This is a genomic window from Flavobacterium sp. HBTb2-11-1, assembly GCF_009826975.1.
GTDB lineage: Bacteria > Bacteroidota > Bacteroidia > Flavobacteriales > Flavobacteriaceae > Flavobacterium.
Map to the genome: position 1 here is coordinate 38,201 of NZ_WUMO01000006.1, position 23,498 is coordinate 61,698.

36 protein-coding genes are annotated in these 23,498 nt (G+C 34.6%); 35 read left to right on the forward strand and 1 reads right to left on the reverse strand.

Going from position 1 to position 23,498, the window contains the following annotated elements:
• The first annotated feature begins 9 nt into the window (after positions 1–9).
• The 35 genes from fusA (at position 10) to ctlX (ending at position 22,710) form a co-directional block, all read left to right on the forward strand.
• Positions 10–2,166: an elongation factor G gene (fusA, locus tag GR162_RS14135; protein ID WP_160782702.1), complete on the forward strand. Its 2,157-nt coding sequence runs from the start codon at positions 10–12 to the stop codon at positions 2,164–2,166.
• A 10-nt stretch (positions 2,167–2,176) separates the two neighbouring features.
• The gene (gene rpsJ / locus GR162_RS14140) at positions 2,177–2,482 is read left to right on the forward strand and encodes a 30S ribosomal protein S10 (RefSeq protein ID WP_007803605.1); all 306 of its coding nucleotides are present in this window, start codon (positions 2,177–2,179) and stop codon (positions 2,480–2,482) included.
• Between the two features lie 404 nt (positions 2,483–2,886).
• The gene (gene rplC, locus GR162_RS14145) at positions 2,887–3,504 is read left to right on the forward strand and encodes a 50S ribosomal protein L3 (RefSeq protein WP_008464284.1); all 618 of its coding nucleotides are present in this window, start codon (positions 2,887–2,889) and stop codon (positions 3,502–3,504) included.
• On the forward strand, positions 3,504–4,133 hold the full coding sequence (gene rplD / locus GR162_RS14150; RefSeq protein ID WP_008464285.1) for a 50S ribosomal protein L4: 630 nt from the start codon (positions 3,504–3,506) through the stop codon (positions 4,131–4,133). The genes rplC and rplD overlap by 1 nt, the downstream gene beginning before the upstream one ends.
• A gap of 7 nt (positions 4,134–4,140) precedes the next feature.
• Positions 4,141–4,431, forward strand: a complete 291-nt coding sequence (rplW, locus tag GR162_RS14155; RefSeq protein WP_008464286.1) for a 50S ribosomal protein L23 — start codon at positions 4,141–4,143, stop codon at positions 4,429–4,431.
• A gap of 9 nt (positions 4,432–4,440) precedes the next feature.
• A complete protein-coding gene (gene rplB, locus GR162_RS14160) occupies positions 4,441–5,265 on the forward strand; it encodes a 50S ribosomal protein L2 (protein ID WP_008464287.1) in 825 nt (274 codons plus the stop codon).
• Between the two features lie 6 nt (positions 5,266–5,271).
• Entirely contained in the window at positions 5,272–5,550 is a 279-nt protein-coding gene (gene rpsS / locus GR162_RS14165; protein WP_008464288.1) for a 30S ribosomal protein S19, read from the forward strand.
• A gap of 8 nt (positions 5,551–5,558) precedes the next feature.
• Positions 5,559–5,972, forward strand: a complete 414-nt coding sequence (gene rplV / locus GR162_RS14170) for a 50S ribosomal protein L22 (protein WP_007803631.1) — start codon at positions 5,559–5,561, stop codon at positions 5,970–5,972.
• A 5-nt stretch (positions 5,973–5,977) separates the two neighbouring features.
• Positions 5,978–6,736 carry a 30S ribosomal protein S3 gene (gene rpsC / locus GR162_RS14175; protein WP_008464292.1) on the forward strand — a complete coding sequence of 253 codons (759 nt, stop codon included), beginning with the start codon at positions 5,978–5,980 and terminating at the stop codon, positions 6,734–6,736.
• Between the two features lie 18 nt (positions 6,737–6,754).
• Positions 6,755–7,180, forward strand: a complete 426-nt coding sequence (gene rplP, locus GR162_RS14180) for a 50S ribosomal protein L16 (RefSeq protein ID WP_008464295.1) — start codon at positions 6,755–6,757, stop codon at positions 7,178–7,180.
• A 12-nt stretch (positions 7,181–7,192) separates the two neighbouring features.
• On the forward strand, positions 7,193–7,384 hold the full coding sequence (gene rpmC / locus GR162_RS14185) for a 50S ribosomal protein L29 (protein ID WP_008464297.1): 192 nt from the start codon (positions 7,193–7,195) through the stop codon (positions 7,382–7,384).
• Positions 7,385–7,401: 17 nt separating this feature from the next.
• Positions 7,402–7,662 carry a 30S ribosomal protein S17 gene (gene rpsQ / locus GR162_RS14190; protein ID WP_008464298.1) on the forward strand — a complete coding sequence of 87 codons (261 nt, stop codon included), beginning with the start codon at positions 7,402–7,404 and terminating at the stop codon, positions 7,660–7,662.
• Between the two features lie 2 nt (positions 7,663–7,664).
• The gene (rplN, locus tag GR162_RS14195; protein ID WP_007803649.1) at positions 7,665–8,033 is read left to right on the forward strand and encodes a 50S ribosomal protein L14; all 369 of its coding nucleotides are present in this window, start codon (positions 7,665–7,667) and stop codon (positions 8,031–8,033) included.
• A gap of 11 nt (positions 8,034–8,044) precedes the next feature.
• Positions 8,045–8,359 (forward strand): 50S ribosomal protein L24, encoded by a 315-nt coding sequence (gene rplX / locus GR162_RS14200; RefSeq protein WP_008464300.1) that lies wholly within the window; start codon positions 8,045–8,047, stop codon positions 8,357–8,359.
• Between the two features lie 2 nt (positions 8,360–8,361).
• Positions 8,362–8,913, forward strand: a complete 552-nt coding sequence (gene rplE / locus GR162_RS14205) for a 50S ribosomal protein L5 (RefSeq protein WP_008464302.1) — start codon at positions 8,362–8,364, stop codon at positions 8,911–8,913.
• A 3-nt stretch (positions 8,914–8,916) separates the two neighbouring features.
• Positions 8,917–9,186 carry a 30S ribosomal protein S14 gene (gene rpsN, locus GR162_RS14210; RefSeq protein ID WP_008464305.1) on the forward strand — a complete coding sequence of 90 codons (270 nt, stop codon included), beginning with the start codon at positions 8,917–8,919 and terminating at the stop codon, positions 9,184–9,186.
• A 78-nt stretch (positions 9,187–9,264) separates the two neighbouring features.
• On the forward strand, positions 9,265–9,663 hold the full coding sequence (rpsH, locus tag GR162_RS14215) for a 30S ribosomal protein S8 (RefSeq protein ID WP_008464306.1): 399 nt from the start codon (positions 9,265–9,267) through the stop codon (positions 9,661–9,663).
• Between the two features lie 19 nt (positions 9,664–9,682).
• Positions 9,683–10,225: a 50S ribosomal protein L6 gene (gene rplF / locus GR162_RS14220; RefSeq protein ID WP_129747959.1), complete on the forward strand. Its 543-nt coding sequence runs from the start codon at positions 9,683–9,685 to the stop codon at positions 10,223–10,225.
• An 11-nt stretch (positions 10,226–10,236) separates the two neighbouring features.
• Positions 10,237–10,587, forward strand: coding sequence for a 50S ribosomal protein L18 (gene rplR, locus GR162_RS14225; protein ID WP_008464310.1), 351 nt, complete (start codon positions 10,237–10,239; stop codon positions 10,585–10,587).
• A gap of 3 nt (positions 10,588–10,590) precedes the next feature.
• A complete protein-coding gene (gene rpsE / locus GR162_RS14230) occupies positions 10,591–11,115 on the forward strand; it encodes a 30S ribosomal protein S5 (protein WP_085949269.1) in 525 nt (174 codons plus the stop codon).
• 12 nt (positions 11,116–11,127) lie between these two features.
• Entirely contained in the window at positions 11,128–11,310 is a 183-nt protein-coding gene (gene rpmD / locus GR162_RS14235) for a 50S ribosomal protein L30 (RefSeq protein WP_008464315.1), read from the forward strand.
• Positions 11,311–11,321: 11 nt separating this feature from the next.
• A complete protein-coding gene (rplO, locus tag GR162_RS14240; RefSeq protein WP_008464317.1) occupies positions 11,322–11,774 on the forward strand; it encodes a 50S ribosomal protein L15 in 453 nt (150 codons plus the stop codon).
• A 13-nt stretch (positions 11,775–11,787) separates the two neighbouring features.
• Positions 11,788–13,134: a preprotein translocase subunit SecY gene (gene secY / locus GR162_RS14245; protein WP_008464318.1), complete on the forward strand. Its 1,347-nt coding sequence runs from the start codon at positions 11,788–11,790 to the stop codon at positions 13,132–13,134.
• Between the two features lie 7 nt (positions 13,135–13,141).
• Positions 13,142–13,357 (forward strand): translation initiation factor IF-1, encoded by a 216-nt coding sequence (gene infA / locus GR162_RS14250; RefSeq protein ID WP_007136545.1) that lies wholly within the window; start codon positions 13,142–13,144, stop codon positions 13,355–13,357.
• 12 nt (positions 13,358–13,369) lie between these two features.
• Positions 13,370–13,486: a type B 50S ribosomal protein L36 gene (gene ykgO, locus GR162_RS14255; RefSeq protein WP_002987490.1), complete on the forward strand. Its 117-nt coding sequence runs from the start codon at positions 13,370–13,372 to the stop codon at positions 13,484–13,486.
• Positions 13,487–13,488: 2 nt separating this feature from the next.
• Positions 13,489–13,863 carry a 30S ribosomal protein S13 gene (gene rpsM / locus GR162_RS14260; protein WP_008464322.1) on the forward strand — a complete coding sequence of 125 codons (375 nt, stop codon included), beginning with the start codon at positions 13,489–13,491 and terminating at the stop codon, positions 13,861–13,863.
• A gap of 8 nt (positions 13,864–13,871) precedes the next feature.
• The gene (rpsK, locus tag GR162_RS14265) at positions 13,872–14,255 is read left to right on the forward strand and encodes a 30S ribosomal protein S11 (protein WP_008464324.1); all 384 of its coding nucleotides are present in this window, start codon (positions 13,872–13,874) and stop codon (positions 14,253–14,255) included.
• Positions 14,256–14,347: 92 nt separating this feature from the next.
• The gene (rpsD, locus tag GR162_RS14270; RefSeq protein ID WP_008464326.1) at positions 14,348–14,953 is read left to right on the forward strand and encodes a 30S ribosomal protein S4; all 606 of its coding nucleotides are present in this window, start codon (positions 14,348–14,350) and stop codon (positions 14,951–14,953) included.
• Between the two features lie 21 nt (positions 14,954–14,974).
• A complete protein-coding gene (locus GR162_RS14275) occupies positions 14,975–15,967 on the forward strand; it encodes a DNA-directed RNA polymerase subunit alpha (protein WP_008464329.1) in 993 nt (330 codons plus the stop codon).
• A gap of 62 nt (positions 15,968–16,029) precedes the next feature.
• Positions 16,030–16,521, forward strand: coding sequence for a 50S ribosomal protein L17 (gene rplQ, locus GR162_RS14280; protein WP_008464331.1), 492 nt, complete (start codon positions 16,030–16,032; stop codon positions 16,519–16,521).
• A 245-nt stretch (positions 16,522–16,766) separates the two neighbouring features.
• Positions 16,767–17,876 (forward strand): glutamine-hydrolyzing carbamoyl-phosphate synthase small subunit, encoded by a 1,110-nt coding sequence (carA, locus tag GR162_RS14285; protein WP_091134514.1) that lies wholly within the window; start codon positions 16,767–16,769, stop codon positions 17,874–17,876.
• A gap of 111 nt (positions 17,877–17,987) precedes the next feature.
• On the forward strand, positions 17,988–19,280 hold the full coding sequence (eno, locus tag GR162_RS14290; protein ID WP_008464336.1) for a phosphopyruvate hydratase: 1,293 nt from the start codon (positions 17,988–17,990) through the stop codon (positions 19,278–19,280).
• Positions 19,281–19,433: 153 nt separating this feature from the next.
• Positions 19,434–20,711, forward strand: coding sequence for a citrate synthase (locus tag GR162_RS14295; RefSeq protein WP_160782703.1), 1,278 nt, complete (start codon positions 19,434–19,436; stop codon positions 20,709–20,711).
• Positions 20,712–20,773: 62 nt separating this feature from the next.
• The gene (locus GR162_RS14300; protein ID WP_160782704.1) at positions 20,774–21,688 is read left to right on the forward strand and encodes a dimethylarginine dimethylaminohydrolase family protein; all 915 of its coding nucleotides are present in this window, start codon (positions 20,774–20,776) and stop codon (positions 21,686–21,688) included.
• A gap of 86 nt (positions 21,689–21,774) precedes the next feature.
• Positions 21,775–22,710 carry a citrulline utilization hydrolase CtlX gene (gene ctlX, locus GR162_RS14305; RefSeq protein ID WP_160782705.1) on the forward strand — a complete coding sequence of 312 codons (936 nt, stop codon included), beginning with the start codon at positions 21,775–21,777 and terminating at the stop codon, positions 22,708–22,710.
• Between the two features lie 72 nt (positions 22,711–22,782).
• Here ctlX and GR162_RS14310 read toward each other — a convergent pair whose 3' ends face one another.
• Positions 22,783–23,409 carry a MarC family NAAT transporter gene (locus GR162_RS14310; RefSeq protein ID WP_008464345.1) on the reverse strand — a complete coding sequence of 209 codons (627 nt, stop codon included), beginning with the start codon at positions 23,407–23,409 and terminating at the stop codon, positions 22,783–22,785.
• Positions 23,410–23,498: the final 89 nt, after the last annotated feature.

Consider the following 23,498-nt stretch of genomic DNA (forward strand, 5'->3'; position numbering starts at 1 on the left):
CGTAAAGAAATGGCTAGAGATTTAAAATATACAAGAAATATCGGGATCGCTGCTCACATTGATGCTGGTAAAACAACAACAACTGAGCGTATTCTTTTTTATACTGGAAAATCACATAAAATTGGTGAGGTTCATGACGGTGCTGCTACAATGGATTGGATGGCGCAAGAGCAAGAAAGAGGTATTACAATTACTTCTGCTGCTACAACTTGTACATGGAACTTTCCAACTGAGCAAGGTAAAGTTTTGCCTGATTCAAAAGCGTACCACTTTAATATTATTGATACTCCTGGACACGTTGACTTTACTGTAGAGGTAAACCGTTCTTTACGTGTATTAGATGGTTTAGTATTCTTATTTAGTGCTGTTGATGGTGTTGAGCCTCAATCAGAGACTAACTGGAGACTTGCAGATCAATATAGAGTTCCTCGTATGGGATTCGTAAACAAAATGGATCGTCAAGGTGCAAACTTTTTAAATGTATGCGGACAGGTTAAAGATATGTTGAAATCGAATGCGGTTGCAATTACTTTGCCTATTGGAGATGAAGCTGATTTTAAAGGTATCGTTGACTTAGTTAAAAATCAAGCTATTGTATGGCATGATGAGACTCAAGGTGCTACTTTTGATATCGTTGATATTCCTGCAGACATGGTTGATGATGTGAAGCATTACCGTTCTATCCTTATCGAAGAGATTGCTACTTATGATGAGAATCTTTTGGATAAATACATGGAGGATGAGAATTCTATCACAGAGGAAGAAATCAACAATGCATTAAGAGCTGCTACTATTGATATGGCAATCATTCCTATGCTTGCTGGTTCTTCTTTCAAAAACAAAGGGGTTCAATTTATGTTGGATGCTGTTTGTAAATATTTACCATCTCCATTGGATAAAGAAGGTATTGAGGGGATTCATCCTGATGATGCTGATTTGTTAGAAGAAGATCAAAAGAAAATTTTACGTAGACCAGATGTTAAAGAGCCGTTCGCTGCTTTAGCTTTTAAGATTGCTACTGATCCATTCGTAGGTCGTTTAGCTTTCTTCCGTGCGTATTCTGGACGTTTAGATGCAGGTTCTTATGTTTTAAATACTCGTTCTGGTAATAAAGAGAGGATTTCTCGTATCTACCAAATGCACGCTAACAAACAAAATCCAATCGAATTTATTGAGGCTGGAGATATTGGAGCTGCTGTAGGATTTAAAGATATTAAAACAGGGGATACTCTTTCTGATGAGAAGCATCCAATTATCTTGGAATCAATGAAATTCCCAGACCCTGTAATTGGTATCGCTATCGAGCCAAAAACTAAAGCTGACGTTGATAAAATGGGTATGGCTTTGGCTAAATTGGCTGAAGAAGATCCGACATTTACGGTTAGAACTGACGAGGCTTCTGGTCAAACTATTATTTCAGGTATGGGTGAGCTTCACTTAGATATCTTAGTTGACCGTATGAAACGTGAGTTTAAAGTAGAGGTTAATCAAGGTGAGCCACAAGTAGAGTACAAAGAGGCGTTTACAAGATCTGCTCAACACAGAGAAACTTACAAAAAACAATCTGGAGGTCGTGGTAAATTCGGTGATATCGTATTTAGAATCGAGCCTGCTGATGAAGTTGATGGAAAAGTACCTGTTGGATTACAATTTGTGAATGAAGTAAAAGGAGGTAACGTTCCTAAAGAGTATATTCCAGCAGTTGAAAAAGGTTTCCGTGAAGCTATGAAAACTGGACCTTTGGCTGGATATGCTGTTGATAGTTTAAAAGTGACTTTATTAGATGGATCTTTCCACCCTGTGGATTCTGATGCTCTTTCTTTTGAATTAGCTGCAAGAATGGGTTATAAAGAGTCTGGTAAAGCTGCTGGAGCTGTTATCTTAGAGCCTATCATGAAAATCGAAGTTATCACTCCGGAAGAAAACATGGGTGATATCGTAGGTGACTTGAACCGTCGTAGAGGTCAAGTTAATGATATGGGTGATAGAAACGGAGCGAAAACTATTAAGGCAGATGTGCCGTTAGCTGAGATGTTTGGTTATGTTACTACATTAAGAACATTATCATCTGGTAGAGCGACATCTACAATGGAGTTTTCTCATTATGCAGAAACACCTTCTAACATTTCAGAAGAGGTAATCAAAAAAGCAAAAGGTAACGCTTAATTTTAAGAAAATGAGTCAAAAAATCAGAATAAAACTAAAATCTTACGATCATATGTTAGTGGATAAATCTGCTGAAAAGATCGTGAAAACAGTAAAAACTACTGGGGCAGTTGTAACAGGTCCAATTCCGTTGCCAACTCACAAAAAACTTTTCACTGTATTGCGTTCTCCGCACGTTAACAAAAAAGCGAGAGAGCAATTTGAAGTAATGTCATACAAGAGATTGATTGATATTTATTCATCTTCATCTAAAACTATTGATGCTTTAATGAAACTTGAATTGCCAAGTGGAGTTGAAGTTGAGATTAAAGTATAATTTTTTTATATTTTTTTATATAAAAAGCGAGACATTTTTTGTCTCGCTTTTTTTTGTTTTTAAAAGTTGTTTTTAATTTGAAAAAGAATAAAATTAAATATTTTTTTAATGTTCTAAATATTCTAAATCCCTTTGTTTTAGGGTAGTGCGAGTTTTTTTAGTTGTGATTTTATTGTTTAATTTTTAATTGGAAAATGTTACTGCTATAAAAAGAAGTGCTTGAATTTTGGTATTAATGAGGCTTGTTTTTTTGTTGTTTTAGTGCTTGGATTTTGATAATGAGCGATTTAATTTTTGTAACTGTTTGGTTTATTCAATTTTAATATCTACTTTTGCACTCCCTGTTTGGAAATTTCTGTTATTTTCAAATTGAAGGGAATTTTAGTAATTAATAATTAATATTTATGTCTGGGTTAATTGGTAAGAAAATCGGCATGACTAGTATCTTCGACGAAAACGGGAAAAATATTCCTTGTACAGTAATCGAAGCTGGACCATGCGTTGTTACCCAAGTCAGAACCAATGAGGTTGACGGGTATGAAGCGTTACAACTTGGTTTCGATGACAAAAACGAGAAACATTCTACTAAAGCGGCTTTAGGTCACTTTAAAAAAGCTGGAACTGTTGCTAAGAAAAAAGTCGTTGAATTCCAAGATTTTGCAACTGAACAAAAATTAGGAGATCTTATTGATGTTACTATTTTTGAAGAAGGAGAATTTGTAGATGTACAAGGTGTCTCAAAAGGTAAAGGTTTCCAAGGTGTTGTTAAACGTCACGGTTTTGGTGGGGTTGGACAAGCTACTCATGGTCAACACAACCGTTTAAGAGCGCCAGGTTCTGTAGGAGCTTCTTCTTATCCATCTAGAGTATTCAAAGGAATGCGTATGGCTGGAAGAATGGGAGGAGAAAATGTAAAAGTTCAAAACCTTAGAGTTTTAAAAGTAGTTGCTGAGAAGAATCTACTTGTTGTTAAAGGATGTGTTCCTGGACACAAAAACTCTTATGTAATCATTCAGAAGTAATGGAAGTAAAAGTATTAGATTTCAACGGAAAAGATACTGGAAGAAAAGTTCAACTTTCTGATTCAGTATTCGCAATTGAACCAAACAATCACGCAGTATATCTTGATGTTAAGCAATATCTTGCTAATCAGAGACAGGGTACTCACAAGGCTAAAGAAAGAGCTGAAGTAACTGGAAGTACGCGTAAGATTAAAAAACAAAAAGGAACTGGTACTGCTCGTGCAGGAAGTGTTAAGAGTCCTTTGTTTAAAGGTGGTGGAACAGTTTTCGGACCAAGACCAAGAAGTTATTCATTCAAATTGAATAAAGGTTTGAAAAGATTGGCTAGAAAATCTGCTTTCTCAATCAAAGCAAAAGAGTCAAATATCGTAGTTGTAGAAGACTTTAATTTTGAAGCGCCAAACACTAAAAATTTCATTAACGTTTTGAAAGCTTTAGGGTTAGAGAATAAAAAATCTTTATTTGTGTTGGGTGAGTCAAATAAAAACGTATATTTGTCGTCACGTAATTTAAAGGCTTCAAATGTCGTAACTAGCTCAGAATTAAGCACTTACGCAATATTAAACGCTAATAATTTAGTGCTTTTGGAAGGTTCTTTAGAGTTAATTGAAGAAAATTTAAGTAAATAATAGGAATATGAGCATCATAATTAGACCTATAGTAACGGAAAAAGTAACCAAAGAAAGTGAAGTTCTAAACCGCTTCGGATTCGTTGTTAACAAAAAAGCAAACAAAGTTGAGATTAAGAAAGCTGTAGAGGCTGCTTATGGAGTGACTATCGTTTCTGTTAACACAATGAATGTGAGACCAGATAGATCTACTAAATACACTAAAAGTGGTTTAATCAGTGGAAAGACAAATGCATACAAAAAAGCAATTGTTCAAGTACAAGAAGGAGAAACAATTGATTTTTACAACAATATCTAAGATAGAAAAATGTCAGTAAGAAAATTAAAACCTATTACCCCGGGTCAGCGATTTAGAGTTGTGAATGGTTATGACGCTATTACAACTGATAAGCCGGAACGCTCTTTGATAGCACCGATAAAAAACTCAGGAGGTAGAAATAGTCAAGGAAAGATGACCATGCGTTATACGGGTGGTGGTCACAAGCAGAGATATCGTATCATCGATTTCAAAAGAACTAAAGATGGAATTCCAGCTACAGTGAAATCAATCGAATACGATCCAAATCGTACTGCATTTATTGCTTTATTAGCTTATGCTGATGGAGAGAAAACTTATATTATCGCTCAAAATGGATTGAAAGTTGGTCAGAAATTAGTTTCTGGACCAGAATCTCAACCAGAGATTGGTAATACTTTACCTTTAAGCAGAATTCCTCTTGGAACTGTTATATCTTGTATTGAGTTACGTCCAGGACAAGGGGCCGTTATCGCTCGTTCAGCTGGAACTTTTGCTCAGTTAATGGCAAGAGACGGGAAATATGCAACAATTAAAATGCCATCAGGTGAGACAAGATTAATCTTGTTAACTTGTTCAGCTACAATTGGAGCTGTTTCTAACTCTGACCACCAATTAGTTGTATCTGGTAAAGCAGGTAGAACAAGATGGTTAGGAAGAAGACCTAGAACTAGACCAGTAGCGATGAACCCTGTTGATCACCCTATGGGAGGTGGTGAAGGACGTTCTTCTGGAGGGCACCCACGTTCAAGAAACGGATTGCCAGCTAAAGGTTACAGAACTCGTTCTAAGAAAAACCCGAGTAACAAGTATATCGTAGAACGTAGAAAGAAATAATAAGATATGGCACGTTCATTAAAAAAAGGACCTTTCGTTCATTATAAATTAGACAAGAAAGTTCAAGAAAACGTAGAAAGTGGTAAAAATGCAGTTGTTAAGACTTGGTCTAGAGCTTCAATGATTACACCAGATTTCGTTGGACAAACTATCGCAGTTCATAACGGTCGTCAATTTGTACCAGTTTACGTAACAGAAAACATGGTAGGTCACAAATTAGGAGAGTTTTCACCAACTAGATCTTTTAGAGGTCATGCTGGAGCAAAAAATAAAGGTAAAAAATAAAAGAAGCAATGGGAGTTCGTAAAAGAGAAACAGCAGATGCGAGAAAAGAGGCTAATAAGTCTATCGCTTTCGCAAAATTGAATAACTGCCCTACTTCACCTAGAAAAATGCGCTTAGTAGCGGACTTGGTAAGAGGTCAGAAGGTAGAAAGAGCACTTAACATTTTAAGATTCAGTTCTAAAGAAGCTTCAAGAAAATTAGAAAAACTATTATTATCTGCAATCAATAACTGGGAGCAAAAAAATAGTGAAGGTAATTTAGAAGAGGCTGGATTATTTGTTAAAGAGATCAGAGTAGATGGTGGAATGATGTTAAAAAGACTTCGTCCAGCTCCACAAGGTCGTGCACACAGAATAAGAAAACGTTCTAATCACGTAACAATCGTGCTTGGAGCTATCAATAACACACAAAGCAATTCTTAAGCAGCATGGGACAAAAGACAAATCCAATTGGAAATAGACTTGGTATCATCAGAGGATGGGACTCAAACTGGTATGGTGGAAATGATTACGGCGATAAATTAGCTGAAGATCACAAAATCAGAAAGTATATCCACGCTCGTTTATCAAAAGCTAGTGTATCAAAAGTAATCATCGAGAGAACTTTGAAACTTGTAACCGTTACTATCACTACTGCTCGACCTGGTATTATTATCGGAAAAGGCGGACAAGAGGTAGACAAGTTAAAAGAAGAACTTAAGAAAGTTACTGACAAAGAGGTTCAAATTAACATCTTTGAAATTAAAAGACCTGAGTTAGATGCTTATCTTGTGGCTACAAGCATCGCTCGTCAAATCGAGAGCCGTATTTCTTACAGACGTGCAATCAAAATGGCTATTGCTGCTTCTATGCGTATGAACGCTGAAGGTATCAAAGTTTTGATTTCTGGTCGTTTAAATGGTGCTGAGATGGCGCGTTCAGAAGGTTTCAAAGAAGGTAGAATTCCTCTATCAACTTTCAGAGCTGACATTGATTATGCTTTGGCTGAAGCTCACACTACTTATGGTAGAATGGGTATCAAAGTATGGATCATGAAAGGTGAAGTTTACGGTAAGAGAGAACTTTCTCCACTTGCTGGAATGGACAAAAAACAATCTGGTACAGGTGGTGGAAAAGGTGGAGATGCTCCTAGAGGCAAATCTAACTTTAACAAAGGTGGAAAACCAGACGCTCGTAAAAGAAAGTAATTTTTAAACTAAAGAAAAATGTTACAGCCTAAAAGAACAAAATACCGTAAGGTACAAAAAGGTAGAATGAAGGGTAACTCTCAAAGAGGGCATGAACTTTCAAATGGAATGTTTGGTATTAAATCTGTACATGAAGATGGAATGTTCTTAACATCTCGTCAAATCGAAGCTGCGCGTATCGCTGCAACTCGTTACATGAAGAGAGAAGGACAATTATGGATTAAAATTTTCCCAGACAAACCTATCACTAAGAAACCTCTTGAAGTACGTATGGGTAAAGGTAAAGGAGCAGTTGAGTATTGGGCTGCTGTTGTTAAACCAGGAAGAATTATGTTTGAAGTTGGAGGGGTTCCATTGTCAGTTGCAAAAGAGGCTTTACGTCTTGCAGCTCAAAAACTTCCAGTAAAAACTAAGTTCGTCGTTGCTAGAGATTTCGAAGCATAATTTATATTTATTATGAAACAATCAGAAATAAAAGATCTTTCTGCAGCGGAGTTGCAAGAAAAGCTTAGTCAAACTAAGAAAGTATATGCTGACCTAAAAATGGCTCACGCTATTTCTCCAATTGCTAACCCACTTCAAATCAGAAGCGTTAGAAGAACAGTTGCAAGACTAGCTACAGAGTTAACTAAAAGAGAGTTACAATAATTGTATTCTGCTGAAAGATGGAAGAAAAAAGAAATTTAAGAAAAGAAAGAATAGGTGTTGTTACTTCAAATAAGATGGATAAATCTATCGTTATTTCTGAAGTAAGAAAAGTAAAACACCCATTATACGGTAAGTTCGTGTTGAAAACTAAAAAATACGTTGCACACGACGAAAAAAACGACTGTAACATTGGTGATACTGTAAGAATTAGCGAAACGCGTCCTTTAAGTAAGACAAAATGTTGGAGATTAGTTGAAATCTTAGAAAGAGCTAAATAATTATGGTACAACAAGAATCAAGACTAAAAGTAGCAGATAACACGGGAGCTAAAGAAGTTTTAACTATTCGTGTTTTAGGAGGTACTAAAAGAAGATATGCCTCTGTTGGTGACAAAATTGTAGTTTCTATCAAAGATGCAACTCCAAACGGAAACGTGAAAAAAGGAGCTGTTTCAACTGCAGTTGTTGTGCGTACTAAAAAAGAAGTGAGAAGAGCTGATGGTTCTTATATCCGTTTCGATGACAATGCATGTGTTCTTTTGAATGCTGCAGGGGAAATGAGAGGAACTCGTGTTTTTGGTCCGGTAGCAAGAGAACTTCGTGAAAAACAATTCATGAAAATTGTATCATTAGCACCAGAAGTGCTTTAATTCGTTTTAAGATGATAAAGCTAAAAATAAAATCAGGAGACATCGTAAGAGTTATTGCTGGAGACCATAAAGGTGCTGAAGGTAAAGTTTTACGTGTTTACCGTGAAAAAAACAAAGCGATAGTTGAAGGTGTGAACTTGGTTTCAAAACACACTAAACCAAGTGCTAAAAACCCTCAAGGTGGTATCGTTAAGAAAGAGGCTTCTATTCAAATTTCTAACATTGCTTTAATTGATCCTAAAACTAAGGAAACAACTAGAGTAGGTATTAGAGTAGAAGGAGATAAGAAAGTAAGATTTTCAAAAAAATCTAATCAAGTACTATAGTAATGGCATATACACCTAGACTAAAAGAAGAATATAAGAGTAGAGTAATCTCTGCTCTTAAAGAAGAGTTCGGATATACAAACGTAATGCAAGTTCCTAAACTTGAAAAAATCGTTTTGAGCCGTGGAGTTGGTGCAGCTGTATCTGATAAAAAACTTATTGACTATGCAGTTGATGAGTTAACAAAGATCACTGGACAAAAAGCAGTATCTACAATTTCTAAGAAAGACGTTGCGTCTTTCAAATTAAGAAAAGGGATGCCTATTGGAGCAAAAGTAACTTTACGTGGAGAAAGAATGTATGAGTTTTTAGATAGACTTATTACTTCTGCTTTACCACGTGTAAGAGATTTCAATGGTATTAAAGCTACTGGTTTTGACGGAAGAGGTAACTACAATCTTGGAGTTTTAGAGCAAATCATTTTCCCAGAAATTGATATTGACAAAGTAAACAAAATTTCAGGAATGGATATTACATTTGTTACTACTGCAAAAACAGACAAGGAAGCGAAGTCATTATTGGCTGAATTAGGATTACCTTTTAAAAAGAATTAAGACATGGCTAAAGAATCAATGAAAGCCCGCGAGGTGAAAAGAGAGAAAACGGTAGCTAAGTATGCTGAAAAGAGAAAAGCTTTATTAGAAGCTGGAGACTATGAAGGTTTACAAAGATTGCCAAAAAACGCTTCACCTGTTCGTTTGCATAACCGTTGTAAATTGACTGGAAGACCAAGAGGTTACATCCGTCAATTCGGTATTTCACGTGTAACTTTCCGTGAAATGGCTAACAATGGATTAATTCCAGGTGTGAAAAAAGCAAGCTGGTAATTTAAAAAAGTTTATAAATTGATTAAAGGTTCAGGAAGCGGGGTGCTTCCTGAAAACCGTAATCGCAATCAAATACATATGTATACAGATCCTATTGCAGATTATTTGACTAGAGTTCGTAACGCTGTGGCTGCAAACCACAAAGTTGTTGAAATTCCAGCTTCTAATCTTAAAAAAGAGATAACTAAGATCTTATTTGATCAAGGTTACATCTTAAGTTACAAATTTGAGCAGAACACAGTTCAAGGTTCTATCAAAATTGCTTTAAAGTATGATAAAGATACTAAAGAGCCTGTAATTAAAGATATCCAAAGAATTAGTAAACCTGGTTTACGTAAATATGCAGGTGCTGCCAAATTACCAAGAATCCTTAACGGATTAGGAATTGCTATCGTTTCTACATCAAAAGGTTTGATGACTGGAAAACAAGCGAAGCAATTAAATGTAGGTGGTGAAGTAATTTGTTACGTATACTAATTTTTAAAGACTAAATAAGATGTCAAGAATAGGTAAAAGTCCAATTGTAATCCCTGCTGGTGTAACTGTTGAAGTTAACGAAGGTGTTGTTACAGTAAAAGGAAAGAAAGGTCAACTAACTCAGGAGTTCTCGGACGTAACTGTAAAAGTTGAAGGCGATCAGATTTCAGTTGAAAGATCGTCTGATTATAAAGACCAAAGAGCAAAACACGGATTATACAGAGCTTTAATCAATAACATGATTTTAGGTGTATCTGAAGGTTTTACAAAAGAACTTGAATTAGTTGGAGTTGGTTATAGAGCTTCAAACCAAGGTCAAAAATTAGATTTAGCTCTTGGATATTCTCACAATATTGTTTTAGAAATTGCTCCAGAAGTATCTTTAGAAACAATATCTGAAAAAGGTAAGAACCCTATCGTAAAATTAACGTCATTTGATAAACAACTTTTAGGTCAAGTTGCTGCGAAAATCAGAAGTTTCCGTAAGCCTGAGCCATACAAAGGAAAAGGTGTTAAATTTGTGGGTGAAGTATTAAGAAGAAAAGCAGGTAAATCAGCTTAAAATATAAGATTATGTCATTAACAAAATCTGAAAGAAGACAGAGAATTAAATTCAGAATTAGAAAATCGGTTAGTGGTACTGCTGCAAGACCTAGACTTTCTGTTTTTAGAAGTAATAAAGAAATTTACGCTCAAATCATTGATGATGTAAATGGAGTTACTATCTTAGCTGCATCTTCTAGAGAAAAAGAAATAGGAAAAGGTACTAACGTTGAAGTAGCTGCTGCTGTTGGAAAACTAGTTGCAGAAAAAGCGTTAAAAGCTGGGATTGATACTATCACTTTCGATAGAGGTGGGTATTTATATCACGGTCGTATTAAATCATTAGCAGAAGGCGCAAGAGCCGCTGGACTTAAATTCTAATATATTATGTCTAAATACAAAAATGTAGAATTGGTAAAACCTAGTGGTCTTGAATTAAAAGATCGTCTAGTTAGTGTTAATCGTGTTACTAAAGTTACAAAAGGTGGTAGAGCTTTTGGTTTTTCTGCTATTGTAGTTGTAGGTGATGAAAATGGAGTGGTTGGTCACGGATTAGGAAAATCTAAAGACGTTTCTGAAGCAATTGCGAAAGCAGTAGAAGATGCTAAGAAAAACTTAGTGAGAATTCCTTTGAATGGTCAATCTGTTCCTCACGAACAAAAAGGTAAATTTGGTGGTGCACGTGTATTCTTAATTCCAGCGTCTCATGGTACTGGAGTTATTGCTGGTGGAGCTGTTCGTTCAGTTCTTGAGTCAGTAGGTATTCACGATGTATTGTCTAAATCTCAAGGATCGTCAAATCCACATAACGTAGTAAAAGCAACTTTTGATGCTTTATTGCAAATGAGAAGCGCTCACACTGTTGCAAAACAAAGAGGGGTTTCTTTAGAGAAAGTTTTTAAAGGTTAATTCAAGGAAATTATGGCTAAATTATTAGTAAAACAAGTAAGAAGCAAAATCAACTGTCCTCTTTCTCAGAAGAGAGGGTTGGAGGCTTTAGGTCTACGAAAAATTGGACAAGTTGTGGAGCATGAGTCAAATCCTGCTATCCTTGGGATGATAAACAAAGTTAAACACTTAGTTTCTGTTGAAGAAGCTAAATAACAAATACTGTTATGAATTTAAGTAACTTACAACCTGCTGAAGGATCTACACACAATCAAAATAAAAGATTAGGTAGAGGAGAAGGTTCTGGAAAAGGTGGTACTGCTGCACGTGGACACAAAGGAGCAAAATCTCGTTCTGGTTATTCTAAAAAGATTGGTTTCGAAGGAGGTCAAATGCCACTTCAAAGACGTGTACCTAAGTTTGGTTTCAAAAACATCAATCGTAAAGAATACGAAGGTGTTAATTTAGATACTCTTCAATTATTAGTTGATAACGGTGTAATTACTGATTCTGTTTCAATGGCAGATTTCGTAGCAAATCGTCTGGCTTCTAAAAATGAAATCGTTAAGATTTTAGGTAGAGGAGAATTGAAAGCAAAATTAAAAGTAACTGCCCACAAATTTACTGCTACTGCAAAAGCTGCTATTGAAGCTGCTGGTGGAGAAGCTGTAACTATATAACTTATCTATTAAGATGAAGAAATTTATTGAATCAATAAGTAATGTTTGGAAAATCGAAGAACTAAAGAATAGAATCTTAATTACTTTAGGATTACTTTTAGTATATCGTTTTGGAGCACACGTTACGCTTCCTGGAATTGACGCAACGCAATTGACTGGTTTAGCGGGACAAACTAAAAATGGTCTAGGATCTATTCTAGACATGTTCACCGGGGGTGCTTTCTCTAAAGCTTCAGTTTTTGCTTTAGGTATCATGCCTTATATTTCTGCGTCTATTGTTGTTCAGTTGATGGGAATTGCGATTCCATATTTACAAAAACTTCAAAATGATGGGGAAAGTGGTAGAAAAAAGATTAATCAAATCACTCGTTGGTTGACAATCGCTATCACATTGGTTCAAGGTCCAACTTATATCTATAATTTATACAGAACATTGCCTAGTAATGCATTTTTGCTAGGCTTTAATTCACCTGAATTTTTGTTCTCGTCTGTTATTATCTTAGTTACTGGTACAATTTTTGCTATGTGGCTTGGAGAAAAAATTACAGACAAAGGTATTGGAAATGGTATTTCATTGTTAATTATGGTTGGTATTTTAGCTCGTTTACCACAAGCTTTTATCCAAGAGTTTACAACTCGTGTTACCAATAACAATGGAGGTCCAATGTTATTAGTTATTGAAATTATTGTGTGGCTGTTAGTTATCATTTCTTGTGTATTGCTTACAATGGCAGTACGTAAAATCCCAGTACAGTATGCTCGTCGTACTACAACTGGAGATTACGAACAAGATTTGGCAGGAGGTAATAGACAGTGGATTCCTCTAAAGCTTAATGCTTCTGGAGTTATGCCAATCATTTTTGCTCAGGCAATTATGTTTATCCCTGCAGCTGTGGCTGGATTGTCTAAATCAGATACATCACAATCTATTGTTGGTGCATTTAGTAATATGTTTGGTTTCTGGTATAATTTTGTTTTTGCAACTTTAATTATTGTATTTACATTCTTTTATACTGCAATCACCGTTCCTACTAACAAAATGGCTGATGATTTAAAAAGAAGCGGTGGTTTTATCCCAGGCGTACGTCCAGGAGCAGAAACTTCTGATTTCCTTGATAAAGTGATGTCTTTAATAACTTTCCCAGGATCTTTATTCCTTGCTTTGATTGCTGTGTTCCCAGCTATTGTTGTAAGTATTATGGATGTACAACAATCTTGGGCAATGTTTTTTGGAGGTACCTCATTAATAATTATGGTTGGTGTTGCAATAGATACTATTCAACAGATCAATTCATACTTGTTAAACAAACATTATGATGGTTTAATGAAGACTGGTAAAAATAGAAAAGCGGTAGCTTAATATATTTATGGCAAAACAATCAGCAATAGAACAAGACGGATCAATTATAGAAGCATTGTCAAATGCTATGTTCCGTGTAGAGTTAGAAAATGGACATATTGTAATTGCTCATATTTCTGGTAAAATGCGAATGCATTACATCAAATTATTACCTGGTGATAAAGTGAAACTAGAAATGAGTCCTTACGATTTGTCAAAAGCAAGAATTACTTATCGATATTAAAGGATATTCACTATGAAAGTTAGAGCATCAGTAAAAAAGAGAAGTGCCGAGTGCATTATCGTGCGTAGAAAAGGGAGACTGTACGTAATAAACAAAAAGAATCCTAGATTTAAACAAAGACAAGGATAATTATGGCAAGAATAGCAGGGGTAGATATCCCAAAAAACAAAAGAGGTGTTATTGCACTTACCTATATCTTCGGATTAGGAAAAAGTAGAGCTATTGAGATTTTAGAAAAAGCTCAAGTTAGCCAAGATAAAAAAGTTCAAGATTGGAATGATGATGAAATCGGAGCAATTCGTGAAGCTGTTTCATTTTACAAAATTGAAGGAGAATTACGTTCTGAAATTTCTTTAAACATTAAACGTTTAATGGATATTGGATGTTACAGAGGAATTCGTCACAGATCTGGTCTTCCATTAAGAGGACAAAGAACTAAAAACAACTCAAGAACAAGAAAAGGTAAAAGAAAAACTGTTGCTAACAAGAAAAAAGCAACTAAATAATAAGTAATATGGCTAAAGCAACTGCAAAAAAACGTAAAGTTATCGTTGAATCAACGGGTGAGGCTCATATTTCTGCCACTTTTAATAACATTATTATTTCTTTGACTAATAAGAAAGGTGAAGTTATCTCTTGGTCTTCAGCTGGTAAAATGGGTTTCAGAGGTTCTAAAAAGAACACTCCTTATGCAGCTCAAATGGCAGCAGAAGATTGCACTAAAGTAGCACTTGAGGCAGGACTTAAAAAAGTGAAAGTTTATGTAAAAGGACCAGGTAACGGACGTGAGTCTGCTATCCGTTCTATTCATAACGGTGGAATCGAAGTTACTGAAATTATTGATGTTACTCCAATGCCACACAACGGATGTCGTCCTCCAAAAAGACGTAGAGTTTAATTTTTTATTTTTATAGTATAATCAAGGTAGAACATAAATTATCGAAGGATTAGACCTGAATTCATAATTTCTACCTTAAAATTTTTTTTAAAATGGCAAGATATACTGGTCCTAAAACCAAAATCGCTCGTAAATTTGGCGAGGCAATCTTCGGAGATGATAAATCTTTCGAAAAAAGAAATTACCCACCTGGACAACACGGGATGGCTAAAAAAAGAGGAAAAAAATCTGAGTACGCTGTTCAGTTAATGGAAAAGCAAAAAGCTAAATATTCTTATGGAATTTTAGAAAAACAATTCAGAAATTTATTCGAAAAAGCATCAGCGACTAAAGGAGTAACTGGTGAAGTTCTATTACAATTATGCGAAGCAAGATTAGATAATGTTGTTTTTAGAATGGGAATTGCTCCATCTAGAAGAGGTGCGCGTCAAATCGTTTCTCACAGACACATTACTGTAAATGGAGAGGTTGTTAATATTCCTTCTTACCACCTTAAGCCTGGTGATAAAGTTGCAGTTCGTGAAAAATCTAAATCTTTAGAAGCTATCGAGCGTTCTTTATCAAATTCAAGTCATGTTTATGAATGGATTACTTGGAACAATGATCTTAAAGAAGGAACTTTCGTTTCTGTACCTGCGAGACTTCAAATTCCAGAAAACATTAAAGAACAATTAATCGTAGAGTTGTACAACAAATAATAATTGACTTAGTCGAAATTTATGGCAATATTTAATTTTCAAAAGCCCGATAAAGTTATCATGATCGATTCAACCGATTTTGAAGGTAAATTTGAATTTAGACCTTTGGAACCTGGTTACGGATTGACAGTTGGTAATGCACTTAGAAGAGTTTTGCTTTCAGCATTAGAAGGTTATGCAATTACATCTGTTCGTATCGAAGGTGTAGATCATGAGTTTTCTACTATTTCAGGTGTTGTTGAAGATGTTACCGAAATTATCCTTAATCTAAAACAAGTACGTTTCAAACGTCAGATCGAAGATATCGATAATGAATCAGTTACTATTTCTGTTTCTGGTAAAGATCAATTAACAGCAGGTGATTTTCAGAAATTTATTTCAGGTTTCCAAGTTCTAAATCCAGACCTTGTTATCTGTAACTTAGATTCTAAAATCAAATTGAATTTCGATTTAACTATCGAAAAAGGTAGAGGATACGTGCCTGCTGAAGAGAACAAAAAACAGAATGCTGCAATTGGAACGATTTTTACAGATTCTATTTTTACTCCGGTAAAAAATGTAAAATATGCAATCGAAAATTTCCGTGTAGAGCAAAAAACAGATTACGAAAAATTAGTTTTTGAAATCAAAACTGATGGATCTATTAATCCTAAAGATGCTCTTACTGAAGCTGCTAAAGTTTTAATTCACCATTTCATGTTATTCTCTGACGAAAGAATTACACTTGAGGCTGACGAAATTGCACAAACAGAATCGTATGATGAAGAGTCATTGCATATGAGACAATTGCTTAAAACTAAGCTTGTTGATATGGATTTATCTGTGAGAGCATTAAATTGCTTGAAAGCGGCTGAAGTTGATACACTTGGTGATTTAGTATCGTTCAATAAAAATGACCTAATGAAATTCCGTAATTTTGGTAAAAAATCTTTAACTGAACTTGATGAACTTGTTGCAGTGAAGAATTTAACTTTCGGAATGGATTTAGCTAAATACAAATTAGATAAAGAATAATTTACTTCATATTTTGCTCTCCATGGTGGATTGTAGCAAGATGAAGATAAAAAAAACACGTCATGAGACACGGAAAAAAATTCAACCACTTAAGCAGACAGACTGGACATAGAAAAGCTATGTTAGCTAATATGGCTTGTTCTCTTATTGAGCACAAACGTATTAACACTACTGTTGCTAAAGCTAAAGCGCTTAAACAATTTGTTGAGCCTTTAATCACAAAATCAAAAGAGGATACGACTCACAATCGTCGTATTGTTTTTGCTTACTTACGTAACAAATACGCTGTAACTGATTTGTTCAGAGATGTTGCTGCTAAAGTAGGTGACCGTCCAGGTGGATACACACGTATCATTAAAGTTGGAAATCGTTTGGGAGATAACGCTGATATGGCGATGATCGAACTTGTTGACTTCAATGAACTTTACAACGGAGGTAAAAAAGAAGTTAAAAAAGCGAAAAGCCGTCGTGGTGGTAAAGCTAAAAAAGCTGAAACTGCTGCTCCTGAAGCCCCTGCTGCTGAATCAGAAACGACTACTGAAGCTTCTGAATAATTATGAAAGTAATCATTCTATAAAGATAAAGGATAAACTAATTTTTAGTTTATCCTTTTTTTTTGATTTTTTTGAAACTGCAAAAATCTAACTTATTTAAAATGATAGGTTTTATTTTTATGAGTGAAAGTTTTAAAAAATCTTGGAAGGGCTATTTTAAAGAAGTAAATTTGCAAAATTCTAATTACACTTAAAATCTTGATTAGGTTTTATAACTTGATTAAAAAAACAATACAAATTAAATAATGAAATACACAACACGACAAAGCGCCATTTTATTACTAAGTGATGGAACAATTTTTCACGGAAAGTCTATCGGTATTAGCGGTAAAACTTTTGGTGAAGTTTGTTTTAATACTGGAATGACAGGATATCAAGAGATTTTTACAGATCCTTCGTATTTTGGTCAAATTATGGTTACTACTAATCCGCATATCGGGAATTACGGTATAAATGATTTAGAAGTTGAATCAGACAGCGTGAAAATTGCTGGTTTAGTTTGTAAAAACTTTAGTTTTAATTATTCTAGGGAAGGTGCTTCAGGAAGTCTGGAGGATTATTTTACAAAACAAAATCTTATTTGTATTTCTGATGTTGATACTCGAGCTCTTGTAAGTTACATTCGCGATAATGGTGCAATGAATGCTGTTATTTGTACAGATGGAACTTCAATTGAAGATCTTAAAAAAGAATTAGCAAATGTTCCAAATATGGAAGGTCTTGAGTTGGCATCAAAAGTGTCTACGAAAGAGCCTTATTTTGTTGGAGATGAAAATGCGACATATAAAATCTCAGCGCTTGATTTGGGAATTAAAAAGAATATTCTAAGAAACTTTGCAAAGAGAGATTGTTATATTAAGGTTTTTCCGTATGACACAACTTATGAAGAATTGAGCGCATTTAATCCAGATGGCTATTTCTTATCAAATGGACCTGGTGACCCAGATCCGTTACATGGAGTAATAGATGTTGCTAAAAAAATTATTGCAGATGATAAGCCTTTGTTTGGAATTTGCTTAGGACATCAGATTATTGCCTTAGCAAATGGAGTTCAGACTTACAAAATGTTTGGTGGGCACCGAGGTATTAATCATCCTGTAAAAAATCTTCTTACTGGTAAAGGAGAGATTACTTCTCAAAATCATGGATTTGCTGTAAAAAGAGAAGCTTTAGAAGGTCACCCGGAATTGGAGCTTACACATATACACCTAAATGATGATACTGTTGCTGGAATGAGAATGAAAAATAAGAATTGTTTTTCAGTTCAATATCACCCAGAAGCAAGTCCAGGACCACATGATTCTTCTTATTTATTTGATCAATTTGTGGAGAATATCAAAACTAGCAAAGTCTAAAACGATGTAGTTAATAAATAAACGGGTTTAATGACTAAAGCTCGTTTATAGTATTAAATATTTTTATAATTTCGAAAAAAAAATATAATTTATTAATAAAAAACAAAAATAATGAGTATTATAATTAAAGTTCACGCAAGACAAATTCTTGATTCTAGAGGTAATCCTACTATTGAAGTTGATGTAGTAACTGAAAATGGAGTTTTAGGTAGAGCTGCTGTTCCATCTGGAGCATCAACTGGAGAGCACGAAGCTGTTGAATTACGTGATGGAGGTAAAGCTTATCTGGGTAAAGGTGTTTTGAATGCAGTGAATAATGTAAATACTATTATTGCTGAAGAATTAGTTGGAACTTCTGTTTTCGAACAAAACACAATTGACCAATTAATGATTGATTTAGATGGTACTCCAAACAAATCTAAATTAGGTGCAAACGCTATTTTAGGTGTTTCTTTAGCTGCTGCAAAAGCTGCTGCTAACGAGCTTGGATTGCCGTTATACAGATACGTAGGTGGTGTTTCTGCTAATACATTACCAGTTCCAATGATGAACATCATCAACGGAGGTTCTCACTCTGATGCGCCGATCGCATTCCAAGAATTTATGATTTTCCCAGTAAAAGCAACTTCTTTTACACATGCTATGCAAATGGGAACTGAAATTTTCCACAACTTGAAAAAAGTACTACACGACAGAGGTTTAAGTACTGCAGTAGGTGACGAAGGAGGTTTTGCTCCAAATTTGGCTGGAGGAACTGAAGATGCTTTAGATACTATTAAACTTGCAGTTGAAAAAGCAGGATATTCTTTCGGTGACGAAATTATGATTGCTCTTGACTGTGCTGCTTCTGAGTTTTATGTAAATGGTAAATACGATTACACTAAATTTGAAGGTGAAACTGGAAAAATCAGAACTTCTGCTGAACAAGCTGAATACTTAGCTGAACTTGCTGCTAAATATCCAATTATCTCTATCGAAGACGGTATGTACGAAGATGACTGGGATGGATGGAAAGCTTTAACTGAAAAGATTGGAGATAAAGTACAGTTAGTAGGTGATGATTTATTTGTTACTAATGTTGCTCGTTTATCAACTGGTATTGAAAAAGGAATTGCAAATTCAATTTTAGTAAAAGTAAACCAAATTGGTACTTTAACTGAAACAATTGCTGCTGTAAACATGGCGAAAAACGCTGGATATACATCTGTAATGTCTCACCGTTCTGGAGAAACTGAAGATAATACAATTGCAGACTTAGCGGTAGCTTTAAACTGTGGTCAAATTAAAACAGGTTCTGCTTCTCGTTCAGATCGTATGGCTAAATACAACCAATTATTGAGAATTGAAGAAGAACTAGGAAGTACAGCCTACTTCCCTGGTTTAAATGCTTTTAAAATCAAATAATTCTACAAATTATATATTGGAAAAAACCATCCGCCGCAGCGGATGGTTTTTTTTTGGACTTTTAACAAATTCATAGCAGTATTCTTTTTTTAATTAGTCTTAAATTCATTAGATTTGATAAATTATTATTTAAAGAATTATTTCCAGTATATTATGTCAAAAATAGCTACATTAGAAATAGATGGTAAAAAGATTGAGCTTCCAGTAATCACAGGGAGTGAAAACGAATCAGCTATCGATATTAACAAATTACGTGATTTAACAGGTTATATTACACTAGATCCAGGTTATAAGAATTCGGGATCTTGTACAAGTGAAATCACTTTCCTAGATGGAGAAGAAGGAATTTTACGTTACAGAGGATATTCTATCGAAGATCTTGCTGAAAAAGCAAGCTTCCTAGAGGTTTCATATCTTTTGATTTTTGGTGAATTACCTACGGCTGCACAATTAGAAGATTTTGAAAATGGTATTAAAAAACATTCTTTGGTAAACGAAGAAATGAAAAATATTATTGACGGTTTCCCTAAAACAGCTCATCCAATGGGAGTGTTATCTGCTTTAACAAGCGCTTTAACAGCTTTTAACCCGAAAGCGGTTAATGTTGATAACGAAAAAGAAATGTACGAGGCTATTTGTAAAACAATGGCAAAATTTTTAGTGATTGCTACATGGACTTACAGAAAATCTATGGGTTATCCTTTAAATTACTATGATAATACAAAAGGTTATGTAGAAAGTTTTATGCAATTAATGTTTAAATTGCCTACAGGACCTTATGCTGCAAATCCAGTAATCGTAAACGCTTTAGATAAATTATTTATTCTTCACGCAGATCACGAGCAAAACTGTTCTACATCTACAGTTAGAATGGTGGGTTCTTCTCATGCTGGTTTATTTGCTTCAGTTTCGGCAGGAGTTTCTGCACTTTGGGGACCACTTCACGGTGGAGCAAACCAAGCGGTACTTGAAATGCTTGAAGAAATTAACAAAGACGGTGGAGATACAGATAAGTTTTTAGCGAAAGCGAAAGATAAAAATGATCCATTCCGTTTAATGGGATTCGGACATAGAGTTTATAAAAACTTTGATCCGAGAGCTAAAATCATCAAAAAAGCAGCAACAGAAGTATTAGAAACTTTAGGTGTGGAAGATCCAATTTTAGATATTGCAAGAAAATTAGAAAAAGCCGCTCTTGAAGACGAGTACTTCAAATCAAGAAACTTATATCCAAATGTTGACTTCTATTCTGGAATTATTTACAGAGCTTTAGGAATTCCAACTGATATGTTTACTGTAATGTTTGCTATTGGAAGATTGCCAGGTTGGATTGCGCAATGGAAAGAAATGCGTGAAAATAAAGAGCCAATTGGAAGACCAAGACAAATTTATACAGGACATCCTTTAAGAGAATTTAAGTCTAATAAATAAAAAACGAAAGCTTCACTTTACTGTGAAGCTTTTTTTATATTTGCTCAAAATATAATAAGGTTATGTTGCAATTAAATGTAAAGAACGAAACGTCTCGGCTTCGTGTTGTAGTTCTGGGTTCTGCTGTTCATAATGGTCCAACTCCAACTATAGAAGAGGCTTATGACCCTAAATCATTGGAACATATTAAAGCAGGAACTTATCCTGTGGAAAAAGATATGGTTGCTGAAATGGAAGCTTTTATTGCTGTTTTTCAGAAATATGATGTAACTGTTTATCGTCCAGAAATGATTGAAAATTACAATCAGATTTTTGCTCGTGATATTGGATTTGTAATTGACGATGTTTTTGTAAAATCTAACATTCTGCCGGATAGAGAACGCGAATTGGATGCGATTCAATATGTAATTAATCAAATTGATCCCTTAAAAGTAGTTCGTCCTCCAGAAGAAGTTCATATAGAAGGTGGAGATGTTATGCTTTGGAATGACCATATTTTTATAGGAACTTATAAAGGAAGCGATTATAAAGATTACATTACGGCAAGAACCAATATGCAGGGTGTAAATTATATCAAATCTCTGTTTCCTAACAAGATTGTAAAAGAGTTTGATTTAGTAAAATCTAAGTTAGAAGCGAGAGACAATGCTTTGCATTTAGACTGCTGTTTTCAACCTGTTGGTAAAAATAAAGGTATTATCTATAAAAGAGGCTTTCGCGAAGAAGCAGATTATCTTTATTTAGTGAAACTTTTCGGAAAAGAAAACTTATTTCATATCGAAAGGGAAGAAATGTATAATATGTTTTCAAACGTATTTTCAATTGATGAAAATGTAGTGGTTTCTGAAAAGAATTTTACGAGATTGAATAACTGGCTTCGCGAAAATGGTTTTACGGTTGAGGAAATTCCGTATGCTGAAATTTCAAAGCAAGAAGGTCTGTTGAGATGTTCAACTTTGCCATTAATTAGAGACTAAAAATAGTTTTGTTTTAAGTTTCAGGTTTCAAGTTTTTATAAGACATGAAATCTGAAACTTGAAACCTGAACAAAAAAAATATAAAAATGAAACAAACTACTAATGCTATCGTGATGATTAGGCCAGTTGCGTTCAGAATGAATGAGCAAACGGCTGTAAATAACTATTATCAAAAAGTATTGGATGGGCTTTTGCCTAGTACGGTTAATGCTAAAGCGCAACAGGAATTTGATGCTTTTGTAGAAAAGCTAAGAGCTATTGGTGTTGATGTAACTGTTGTCGATGATACTATAGAAACCGATACTCCAGATAGTATTTTTCCAAACAATTGGGTTTCATTTCATGAAAATGGAGATGTTGCGCTTTATCCTATGTTTGCAGAAAATCGTCGTCAAGAACGTCGAGAAGATATCTTAGATACTTTGGAAGAAAAAGGATTCGAAATTGCTAATGTTATGGATTATACTTCTGCAGAAGAAGATGGTATTTTCTTAGAAGGAACAGGAAGTTTGCTTTTGGATAGAGCTAATGGAAAAGCATATTGCGCTTTATCACCAAGAGCAGATGAAGAATTGTTTATAGAATTCTGTGAAGATTTTGATTATGCTCCTGTGATTTTTGAGGCTTTTCAAACTGTTGATGGTGAGCGTAAATTAATTTATCATACCAATGTGATGATGTGCTTGGGAGAAACTTTTGCGGTTATTTGTGCAGATTCTATTGATGATAAAAAAGAGCGCAAAATGGTTTTGGATAATCTGAAAGAAGATAAGAAAGAGATTATTTTAATCACAGAAGATCAAGTAAATAATTTTGCTGGAAATATGCTTGAAGTTCGCGGGAAAGATGATAAGAGATATATTGTAATGAGTGCTTCTGCACATCAAAGCTTGACTCCGAAACAAATTGCTCAATTAGAAAATCATGCAGAAATTTTAAGCTCAAGTTTAGATACAATCGAAGCTTGTGGGGGAGGAAGTGCCAGATGTATGATGGCAGAAGTCTTTTTACCAAGAAATTAAAATATGGCATCAAAGAAAAAGGGATGAGATTTTCAATAAAATCTCATCCCTTTTTCTTTTGAATACTCTTGATTAAAAATTTCCTTTAATAATATTAACAATTGCGCTAACGATATATTGGATTCCTATTGAAATTACAATAAAACCAACAATTCTTGAAATGGCGACAATTCCAGAAGCTCCTAAAATCCTGGCTAAATAATGCGCACTCTTTAAAATGGCAAAAATAGCTACGGCAATAGCAAAAATGGCTAATGAAGAAATTATGATTTCATTTATTTGGTGATGTTCCTGATAAAAAGCAATTAAAAGAGACATTGATCCAGGACCCGCAAGCATTGGTATTGCTAATGGTGTAAGTGCAATATCATTTCTGTGCTGTGCCTCATTTTCAATTTTTTTATTGATTCCTCGTTTCTTGTTGAATTTGCCCGAAAGTAGAGAAAAACCAGAATTTACAATTACGATTCCACCAGCAATTCTTAAAGCATCTATGCTAATTCCGAAGAAAGTTAGAACATATTGGCCAATGAAGTAAGAAACCAATAATATAATAAAAACATTAATTGCGGTCCAGAGAGAGATTCTAGATCTTTCTTTTTGAGAGTCGTGTTGGGTTAATCCAACAAAAATGGGCACAGTTCCTATTGGGTTTAATACTGAAAATAAAGCGGCAAATAAGTAAATAAATAATTCCATATTATATTGGTTAGTGAAGTAAATGTAGTTATTTTTTGATGCTTTTGCATGAAATTATGTTATGATAATGTTTTTTATTGTTATCTATT

Excerpts from the sequence above, each read along its gene's own strand:
- fusA (WP_160782702.1), top strand. The coding sequence starts at position 10 with ATGGCTAGAGATTTAAAATATACAAGAAATATCGGGATCGCTGCTCAC.
- rpsJ (WP_007803605.1), top strand. The coding sequence starts at position 2,177 with ATGAGTCAAAAAATCAGAATAAAACTAAAATCTTACGATCATATGTTA.
- rplC (WP_008464284.1), top strand. The coding sequence starts at position 2,887 with ATGTCTGGGTTAATTGGTAAGAAAATCGGCATGACTAGTATCTTCGAC.
- rplD (WP_008464285.1), top strand. The coding sequence starts at position 3,504 with ATGGAAGTAAAAGTATTAGATTTCAACGGAAAAGATACTGGAAGAAAA.
- rplW (WP_008464286.1), top strand. The coding sequence starts at position 4,141 with ATGAGCATCATAATTAGACCTATAGTAACGGAAAAAGTAACCAAAGAA.
- rplB (WP_008464287.1), top strand. The coding sequence starts at position 4,441 with ATGTCAGTAAGAAAATTAAAACCTATTACCCCGGGTCAGCGATTTAGA.
- rpsS (WP_008464288.1), top strand. The coding sequence starts at position 5,272 with ATGGCACGTTCATTAAAAAAAGGACCTTTCGTTCATTATAAATTAGAC.
- rplV (WP_007803631.1), top strand. The coding sequence starts at position 5,559 with ATGGGAGTTCGTAAAAGAGAAACAGCAGATGCGAGAAAAGAGGCTAAT.
- rpsC (WP_008464292.1), top strand. The coding sequence starts at position 5,978 with ATGGGACAAAAGACAAATCCAATTGGAAATAGACTTGGTATCATCAGA.
- rplP (WP_008464295.1), top strand. The coding sequence starts at position 6,755 with ATGTTACAGCCTAAAAGAACAAAATACCGTAAGGTACAAAAAGGTAGA.
- rpmC (WP_008464297.1), top strand. The coding sequence starts at position 7,193 with ATGAAACAATCAGAAATAAAAGATCTTTCTGCAGCGGAGTTGCAAGAA.
- rpsQ (WP_008464298.1), top strand. The coding sequence starts at position 7,402 with ATGGAAGAAAAAAGAAATTTAAGAAAAGAAAGAATAGGTGTTGTTACT.
- rplN (WP_007803649.1), top strand. The coding sequence starts at position 7,665 with ATGGTACAACAAGAATCAAGACTAAAAGTAGCAGATAACACGGGAGCT.
- rplX (WP_008464300.1), top strand. The coding sequence starts at position 8,045 with ATGATAAAGCTAAAAATAAAATCAGGAGACATCGTAAGAGTTATTGCT.
- rplE (WP_008464302.1), top strand. The coding sequence starts at position 8,362 with ATGGCATATACACCTAGACTAAAAGAAGAATATAAGAGTAGAGTAATC.
- rpsN (WP_008464305.1), top strand. The coding sequence starts at position 8,917 with ATGGCTAAAGAATCAATGAAAGCCCGCGAGGTGAAAAGAGAGAAAACG.
- rpsH (WP_008464306.1), top strand. The coding sequence starts at position 9,265 with ATGTATACAGATCCTATTGCAGATTATTTGACTAGAGTTCGTAACGCT.
- rplF (WP_129747959.1), top strand. The coding sequence starts at position 9,683 with ATGTCAAGAATAGGTAAAAGTCCAATTGTAATCCCTGCTGGTGTAACT.
- rplR (WP_008464310.1), top strand. The coding sequence starts at position 10,237 with ATGTCATTAACAAAATCTGAAAGAAGACAGAGAATTAAATTCAGAATT.
- rpmD (WP_008464315.1), top strand. The coding sequence starts at position 11,128 with ATGGCTAAATTATTAGTAAAACAAGTAAGAAGCAAAATCAACTGTCCT.
- rplO (WP_008464317.1), top strand. The coding sequence starts at position 11,322 with ATGAATTTAAGTAACTTACAACCTGCTGAAGGATCTACACACAATCAA.
- secY (WP_008464318.1), top strand. The coding sequence starts at position 11,788 with ATGAAGAAATTTATTGAATCAATAAGTAATGTTTGGAAAATCGAAGAA.
- infA (WP_007136545.1), top strand. The coding sequence starts at position 13,142 with ATGGCAAAACAATCAGCAATAGAACAAGACGGATCAATTATAGAAGCA.
- ykgO (WP_002987490.1), top strand. The coding sequence starts at position 13,370 with ATGAAAGTTAGAGCATCAGTAAAAAAGAGAAGTGCCGAGTGCATTATC.
- rpsM (WP_008464322.1), top strand. The coding sequence starts at position 13,489 with ATGGCAAGAATAGCAGGGGTAGATATCCCAAAAAACAAAAGAGGTGTT.
- rpsK (WP_008464324.1), top strand. The coding sequence starts at position 13,872 with ATGGCTAAAGCAACTGCAAAAAAACGTAAAGTTATCGTTGAATCAACG.
- rpsD (WP_008464326.1), top strand. The coding sequence starts at position 14,348 with ATGGCAAGATATACTGGTCCTAAAACCAAAATCGCTCGTAAATTTGGC.
- GR162_RS14275 (WP_008464329.1), top strand. The coding sequence starts at position 14,975 with ATGGCAATATTTAATTTTCAAAAGCCCGATAAAGTTATCATGATCGAT.
- rplQ (WP_008464331.1), top strand. The coding sequence starts at position 16,030 with ATGAGACACGGAAAAAAATTCAACCACTTAAGCAGACAGACTGGACAT.
- carA (WP_091134514.1), top strand. The coding sequence starts at position 16,767 with ATGAAATACACAACACGACAAAGCGCCATTTTATTACTAAGTGATGGA.
- eno (WP_008464336.1), top strand. The coding sequence starts at position 17,988 with ATGAGTATTATAATTAAAGTTCACGCAAGACAAATTCTTGATTCTAGA.
- GR162_RS14295 (WP_160782703.1), top strand. The coding sequence starts at position 19,434 with ATGTCAAAAATAGCTACATTAGAAATAGATGGTAAAAAGATTGAGCTT.
- GR162_RS14300 (WP_160782704.1), top strand. The coding sequence starts at position 20,774 with ATGTTGCAATTAAATGTAAAGAACGAAACGTCTCGGCTTCGTGTTGTA.
- ctlX (WP_160782705.1), top strand. The coding sequence starts at position 21,775 with ATGAAACAAACTACTAATGCTATCGTGATGATTAGGCCAGTTGCGTTC.
- GR162_RS14310 (WP_008464345.1), bottom strand. The coding sequence starts at position 23,409 with ATGGAATTATTTATTTACTTATTTGCCGCTTTATTTTCAGTATTAAAC.